The sequence below is a fragment of the Mycolicibacterium vaccae NBRC 14118 = CIP 105934 genome, from assembly GCF_001552715.1.
Taxonomy (GTDB): domain Bacteria; phylum Actinomycetota; class Actinomycetes; order Mycobacteriales; family Mycobacteriaceae; genus Mycobacterium; species Mycobacterium vaccae.
Genome location: NZ_BCRS01000243.1, coordinates 1 through 5,800, shown reverse-complemented (window position 1 = coordinate 5,800; position 5,800 = coordinate 1). Strand labels below are relative to the sequence as shown.

Below are 5,800 nucleotides of genomic sequence, written 5' to 3'. Positions count from 1 at the left end.
CCGGCGCACGATCGCGGTCAGATAGCGGGCCAGGTCGCCCAGCCGGGCGGCGCCGGTCGCCGCGACGAATCCCTTCGGCACCAACCGCGCCAACTGCGCGCGGATGTCGGCGACGGCGTCGGCCTGAGCCGGGGCCGGGGTGGCCGGCAGCGCGACCTCGACCTCGTGCAGCGCAGCCAGCACCTTCTCCACCCGGCGCACCACATCGGCCGTGGCCTGGGGCAGACCTGCGGTCAATCTCTTTCGCGCCGCGGCGAATTCGCTCTTCGTCCAGACCGGTTCAGGCACCAGGACCTGGGCTGCGGCCGTCGCACAGTCCTCGAGCAGCGCCGGCAGCGACCCGTCGGGATTGCTGCCCAGCATCAACCGGGCCCGGGTGTCGAGGCCGCGTTCGACGCTCTTGGCCACCGAAGGACCGGCGAGCAGCAGCAGGCGCCTACTGCCGCGCGGCATCGCGGCGTCCTGCTCGGCCTTCGACGCGAAGACCCGGATGTCGACCGCGGACCCGGCATCCACCAGCGCGGGATAGCCGCGGACGAGATAGCCGGTGGCGCTTGTGTTCTCGACGACACGTGGGAGTTCGTCGAGGTCCTGCGGCCAGTCCCGCAGTCCGTTGCGCTCCAGATTCCCCGCCACCGTGGCCGCGACGGCCTGGCGGGTGGGGGCGGCGAGCGTGCGCCGGAGCTCGCCCAGATCCTTGCTGCGGGACACCACGGTGCCGTCGGGGGATTCCACCGCGAACGTGACCCGCAGATGCGGTGGCAGCTTGTCCAGGTCGAACGCGTCGATCGGAACGAGAATGCCGGTGCGGCGGCGCAGTTCGCGCTGCACCGCGTCGAGCAGCGGCCCGCTGTCCGGGGTGATCGAGGCCAGCAGCGCCCTGGCGGTGTCCGGTGCGGGCACGAAATTGCGCCGCAGCTCCTTGGGCAGCGACTTGATGAGCGCGGTGAGCAGCTCCTCACGCAGCGCGGGGACCTGCCAGGCGAACTCGTCGCCGCCGAGCCGGGCGAGCACGTCGACCGGGACGTGCACGGTGACACCGTCGTCGGCCGAACCGGGCTCGTACCGATAGCTCAACGGCAACGACAGGTCCCCGGCCTGCCAGGTGTCGGGCTGCTCCACGCCGGCCTCGTCGCGCAGCAGGTCGTCGCGGCTCATCGTGAGCAGGTCAGGGGTCCGGTGCCGCTGCTTGCGCCACCAGCCGTCGAAATGGCGGGCCGACACCACGTCGGCGGGCACCCGCGCGTCGTAGAACGCGTAGATCTCGTCGTCGCCCACCAGCAGATCGCGGCGGCGGGCCCGGTCCTCCAGCTCGGCGAGTTCCTCACGCAGCCTTGCGTTGTCGCGGAAGAAGTGGTGCCGGTTCTGCCAGTCCCCCTCGACCAGCGCGTGCCGGATGAACAGCTCGCGCGCCACCTCGGGATCCACCTGGGCGTAGCCGACGCGGCGGCGCGCCACCAACGGCAGCCCGTAGAGGGTGACCCGCTCGTAGGCCATCACCGCCCCGCGCTCGGCATCCCAGTGCGGTTCGCTGTAGCTGCGCTGCACCAGATGTCCGGCGACCCGCTCGACGGCCTCGGGCTCGATCCGGGCCGCGGTGCGGCCGAACAGCCTGCTGGTCTCCACGAGGTCGGCGACCACGACCCAGCGCGGCGGACGCTTGCTCAGCACCGACCCCGGGGCCAGCACGAAGCGGGCGTTGCGGGCGCCCTGGTAGGTGCGCCCGTCGGTCTCGCGCATCCCGACGTGCGACAGCAGGCCCGCAGTCAGCGCCGCGTGCACCGCCGCGGCGTCGGCCGGCTCGTCCTGTTCCCGGATTCCGATGTCACGGCAGATCCCGCGCAGCTGGCCGACCAGGTCCTGCCACTCCCGGATCCGCAGGTAGTGCAGGAACTCGTCGCGGCACATCCGGCGAAATGAACTGCCGGAGCGTTCTTTCCGCTGTTCGGTCAGGTAGTTCCAGAGGTTCAGGAAGGTGGTGAAGTCCGAGTGCTGGTCGGCGAACCGGGCGTGCTTCTGCCTGGCCGCCTCCTCCTTGTCGACGGGCCGTTCCCGCGGGTCCGGGATCGACAGCGCCGCGGCCAGCACCAGCAGTTCACGCACGCAGCCCTCGGTGTCGGCCTGCAGGATCATCCGGCCCAGCCGTGGGTCCACGGGGATCTGCGCCAGCCTGCGTCCGACGTCGGTGAGCTCAGCCTTCTGATCGAAGGCGCCCAGTTCCTGCAGCAGCGCCACACCGTCGCGGACGCTGCGTTTATCGGGCGGGTCGAGGAACCCGAAGCCCTCGATATCACCGAACCCGAGCGCGGCCATCTGCAGGATGACCGCGGCCAGGTTGGTGCGCAGGATCTCCGGATCGGTGTAGCGGGGCCGGGACTCGAAGTCCTCCTCGGAATACAGCCGGATGCACACGCCGGGCGCGGTGCGGCCCGACCGGCCCGCGCGCTGCGCCGCCGAGGCCTGCGAGATCGGTTCGATGGGCAGCCGCTGCACCTTGGTCCGTCGGCTGTAGCGCGAGATCCGCGCGGTCCCGGGGTCGACGACGTACCGGATGCCCGGCACCGTCAGCGAGGTCTCGGCGACGTTGGTGGCCAACACGATCCGGCGTGCGGTGCGACCGGGCTGGAAGGCCTTCTGCTGCTCGGCCGTCGGCAGCCGGGCGTACAGCGGCAGCACCTCGGTGTGGCCCGGGTCGGTCACCGCCCGCAAAGCCTCTGCGGCGTCGCGGATCTCGCGCTCGCCGGACAGGAACACCAGCACGTCGCCGGGCGGCTCGGCCTCCAGTTCGGCGACCGCGTCGATGATCGCCTCGACCGGGTCGCGCAGCTCGGTGCGCACCACCTCGTGGTCCGGGTCGTCGGGATCCTCGTCGTCCCGACCTGGAACGGCGACTTCCAATGGGCGGTACCGGATCTCGACCGGGTAGGTGCGACCGCTGACCTCGACGATCGGCGCGTCGCCGCTACATCCATGTTCGCCTCCGGCGAAGAACTGCGCGAAGCGTTCCGGTTCGATCGTCGCCGAGGTGACGATGACCTTGAGGTCGGGCCGTCGCGGCAGCAGCTGCCGCAGATAGCCGAGCAGGAAGTCGATGTTGAGGCTGCGTTCGTGGGCCTCGTCGATGATCAGCGTGTCGTAGCGCAGCAGGCGGCGGTCGCGCTGCACCTCGGCGAGCAGGATCCCGTCGGTCATCAGCTTGACCAGCGTCCGGTCGGAGGCCTGATCGGTGAAACGGACGGTGTAGCCGACCGCCTCGCCCAGCGGGGTGCCCAGTTCGTCGGCGATGCGCGACGCGACCGTGCGGGCGGCGAGCCGGCGCGGCTGGGTGTGACCGATGGTGCCGCGGATCCCCCGGCCCATCTCCAGGCAGATCTTGGGTAGCTGGGTGGTCTTACCCGAGCCCGTCTCGCCGGCGACGATCACCACCTGGTTGGCGGCGATGGCCGCGGCGATGTCGTCGCGGCGCTCGCTGACCGGCAGATCGGGGTAGGTGATCTCCGGGACTGCGGCACGACGGGCGGCGACCAACGCCTCGCCGGCGGTGACCCGCTCGGCGATGCGGGCGAGTTGCTCGGGCCCCGGGTTGCGGAGCTGCCGCAGCCGCCGGCCCAGCCGCGCGGCATCGCTGAGCGTCAGGCCGTCGAGGCGCGCGCGCAGACCCCGCACATCGGTACCGGACGGTTCAGCCACTCGGCCACGATAGGCGGAAGGCCGTCACCGGGGCGCACGGGTTCGGACGTACAGGACCGTCGCCGCGAACAGGATCTCGGCACCGGCGATCGCGGTGGCCAGTTGCATGGCCACCGCCATGTCCGCGGCTCCCGCTGCTCCCGCCGAGAGCGCAGCGCCGTGCCGGTGACCCGCCCACGGCAGGTGCGCGGCGATCATCGCGATGTTCATGACCGCGACGAACAACCAGCTCCGCACGGAGTCGAACCGCCACAGGTGGTAGGCGCAGTACAGACACCCGACAGCCATCACGGCCGTGAGGACTGTCGGCGACGACACGTGCAGGACGGCCGACAACGCGGCCAGCACCGCCCCGGTGCCGCGGATTCCGGCACGGACCAGCCGGGTGTGCGCCGGGTGCCGGGGGTCCATGCTCAAGTAGACCGCGCGGGCGGCGAAATCTCATCCCAGCGGGTGCGGACCCGTCAGGGTTTGTCCGGCGCCCAGTAGGCCAGCATCTCGGCCAACGTGTCGAACGCGGCGGTGTTGACGCCGTAGGTCGCCTCGAAGTGCACGCTCAACGGGAACCCGAGGTCGGCGACGCCGTCGATGACGCGCTGGTACAGGTCCACCATCAGGCGGCGGCGGCCATCGGGGTCGGTCTCGGACAGGGTCCGGACGAACTCCTGCTCGCGTTCGACGGCCTCGTTGCCCGGATCCTGGATCAGCCAGTTGATCAGCCCGACCCGGCTCTCCACCTTGGGCACGAACCCGAAGGACAGCAGGATCTCGGGGCGGTGATCGGTCGTCGCGGCGAACTCCTTCAGGAAGCCGACGATGGCGTCCGAATAGAGCAGCTGGGTCATGCCGTAGGTGGCGCCGCGGTCGCATTTGAAGTTGAAGCGGCCGTGCTCGCCCTCGCGTGTCGGGATCAGGATGACGCCGCGGTTCTCGACGACCTTGTCGAACATCGACAACGCGTCGGTGGGCGCCACCCCGGTGCCTTCGCCGTCGTTGAGGGTGCGCGGCACCCCGACGAACGCGATGCCCTCGAACCCGCTGTCACCGAGCACGGTGAGCCGGTCGCTCAGTTCGGCCTCGTTCATGAACGCGGTGACCTGGGTGCACAGCCCCTTGATGCCGGGCAGCTCCGGCCTGATCATGTTCCAGAAGTCGAGGACGTCGAGCTTGGGCTTCATCTCGACGGGACGGTCGCCGTCCTCCTCGATCATCCCCGGGATCATCACGTGCCGGATCCGGCCCGCCAGCCCGGCCTCGGCCGAACACCGCAACACCTTCTCGGCGTCCTCCATGGCCTGCTCGCGGCCCCGGTCCACGTTGGGCGGCACGAGTTCCACAGCGATGGTGTTCAAGCTCACAGCGTTGCTCCGCATCTGACGACGAATTGTCCCCCGGCGTCGGCCCGACGTCATCGTCGAGGCCGCACGCTCCCCCCACAACCGAGAAAAATCACCATACCTGGGGCGCCGCCGCCTGCTCCGGTGAGCTTTCATGGGGTGTAGACCGCATATGAAGAAGCCTCAGAGAAATCCCCGCCCCCGTCCTGTCCTCGTCGCCGCGCTGAGCGTCCTCGCGTTGCTGACCGGCTGCACCGGCCTGGAGACCTCGCCCGAGACGACGACGGCGACCCCGTCCAGTTCGCGTTCTCCGTTCGAGCCGACGACGACGACCCCGCCGCCCGCGCAGACCGGCCCGCTGCTGGCCTACCGGGCCGGCGACGAGCTCGGCATCGTCGACGGCACCACGGTCACCGCGACCGCACCCGGCACCTTCGCGCCGTCCAACGACCTGATCACCACCGAGGACGGCCGGTTCGTGTTCTCCCGGACCACCGACGGCCTGCTGGTCACGCTGGAGGTCGCCACCGGCGAGGCCGCCACCCGGAACGTGGCCGTCGGGCCCACCCTGGGCACCGCCGGGGCTTCGGCGATCCTGTGGTGGGAGCAGCCGAACCGGTTGATGCGCCTGGACCTGGCCGACCCGGCCGCCCAGCCGGTGCTGCACCAGGTCGTCGAGCTGCCGCCCGTGGCCGGCGTGCGCCCCGGCGAACCGCGGCTGCTGGTGGCCCGCGGCGGCACCGCGGTCGTGGCGCGGGTGGAGGCGCCGCCGT

At 70.9% G+C, this 5,800-nt stretch carries 3 protein-coding genes and 1 pseudogene; 1 reads left to right on the top strand and 3 read right to left on the bottom strand.

The genetic code is table 11. The annotated features are described in order from the left end of the window. The 3 genes from hrpA to MVA01S_RS28175 all read right to left on the bottom strand — a co-directional run. Nucleotides 1–3,690, bottom strand: a 3,690-nt coding sequence (hrpA, locus tag MVA01S_RS28185) for an ATP-dependent RNA helicase HrpA (protein WP_060941786.1), incomplete at its 3' end; no start/stop codon positions are given. 24 nt (nt 3,691–3,714) lie between these two features. Next, entirely contained in the window at nt 3,715–4,101 is a 387-nt protein-coding gene (locus tag MVA01S_RS28180; RefSeq protein ID WP_003931407.1) for a hypothetical protein, read from the bottom strand. 53 nt (nt 4,102–4,154) lie between these two features. Then, nucleotides 4,155–5,048: a mycobacterial-type methylenetetrahydrofolate reductase gene (locus MVA01S_RS28175; protein WP_003931408.1), complete on the bottom strand. Its 894-nt coding sequence runs from the start codon at nt 5,046–5,048 to the stop codon at nt 4,155–4,157. A 151-nt stretch (nt 5,049–5,199) separates the two neighbouring features. Here MVA01S_RS28175 and MVA01S_RS28170 point away from each other — a divergent pair. Next, nucleotides 5,200–5,800, top strand: a pseudogene (locus MVA01S_RS28170) (hypothetical protein); the annotation flags it as partial.